Source organism: Moorena sp. SIO4A1 (assembly GCF_010672065.1).
Lineage (GTDB): Bacteria > Cyanobacteriota > Cyanobacteriia > Cyanobacteriales > Coleofasciculaceae > Moorena.
On record NZ_JAAHHX010000804.1, the window covers coordinates 1 to 1,310 of the forward strand.

General features: G+C 46.3%; 2 protein-coding genes and 1 tRNA gene. 2 read left to right on the forward strand and 1 reads right to left on the reverse strand.

What is annotated here, in order from left to right; genetic code table 11:
- The first annotated feature begins 12 nt into the window (after positions 1–12).
- Entirely contained in the window at positions 13–126 is a 114-nt protein-coding gene (locus F6K53_RS43050) for a hypothetical protein (protein WP_293086793.1), read from the forward strand.
- A gap of 339 nt (positions 127–465) precedes the next feature.
- Positions 466–538 (forward strand) — tRNA-Met (locus F6K53_RS43055).
- A 40-nt stretch (positions 539–578) separates the two neighbouring features.
- Here the strand turns inward: F6K53_RS43055 and pyrE are convergent.
- A complete protein-coding gene (gene pyrE, locus F6K53_RS43060) occupies positions 579–1,190 on the reverse strand; it encodes an orotate phosphoribosyltransferase (protein WP_293018270.1) in 612 nt (203 codons plus the stop codon).
- Positions 1,191–1,310: the final 120 nt, after the last annotated feature.

Here is a 1,310-nt window from a genome sequence, read left to right on the forward strand (position 1 = left end):
CAAGGTCAACGAATTGCCGCTATGGGTAGCACAGGTTATAGCACTGGTCCTCACTTACACTTTGAGCTTCATCCCAGAGGTCGGGGAGCTGCCAATCCAATGGCCTATTTGCCTAGAAGACGGTAATAAAGTGATTTCAAGGGAAGTATCCCCATCAGGCCAAATTACCAGGTCGAAGGAGGAGACAGAGGTGAAGGGTAAGGTGAGTAAACGGAACTTTCCTACTCTTCCTCACCTTCTGGTGACAATATTTAGTATGACCCTTAGCAGCTTGAGCTAAAGGCAAAGTCTAAGCCTGAAGCCGAAATTACCTTTCCTATTTTTCTTCTACCTTTTCCCTATACCCTTTTACCTGTGCCGTTCCATGGGTGCCCATGCAGTATGCCAACTAAACTTCTGTTCAAGAAAATTATTTAGATAAATTATTGGCATTGATATGTTATAGTACATAAGGGTTGAAAAAAAGGCTCAGTAGCTCAGTGGTTAGAGCAAGGGACTCATAAGCCCGAGGTCGCAGGTTCAAATCCCGCCTGAGCCATATAAATTAGCTAGTTAACTGGGCTAGCCAACTGGGCTAGTCAACTGGATTGATCAAGAGAACCCTGGTAGTGTTCTCGGATTTCGTTAATCGAAAACAGAGCTTGAAACATTAGCCCAGCCGACTGATAAAGCTCGGCTCCACCTTGCAGCCGGTCAACCAGGGCTATTACCAGCTCTACCTGGTAACCGGCTTCCTTAAGGCGGTCCACGGCTTTCATGGCTGATTGCCCAGTAGTCACAACATCTTCCAATACCACTACTTTGGCTCCTGTGGGCAAAGTAGGACCTTCAATGTATGCCTTGGTTCCATGACCTTTTGGCTGTTTGCGGATAATTAGACCTGGGATAGGGCAGTTTTCTAAGGCAGAAACAATGCTAACCGCACTCACGATCGGATCTGCACCTAGAGTTAAGCCAGCAACTGCTTGAGTATCAGCAGGTAGCATTGAGAATAGCAAACGTCCTATTGCCAATGCTCCTTGAGGATGAAGGGTGACCTGTTTACCATTGATGTAATAAGAGCTACGCTGCCCTGACGAAAGCACAAAATCACCCTCTTGGTAAGCGAGTTGGCAAAACAAATCCAGCAGAAAAGGTCGCAGGGTAGGTAAATCCTTTGGCATGGACAGGGCTTGAGATTGGATGTTCATGAAACTTACTGAAAAAAACCTAGAGTCAAGGGAAAATGGGAGCCTACAAGCTACCATCAAACCGGTTGATTTGGATTTGGTGGGTATTCTTTCACCCGCTGGGGTAGTTTCCCCCTAATA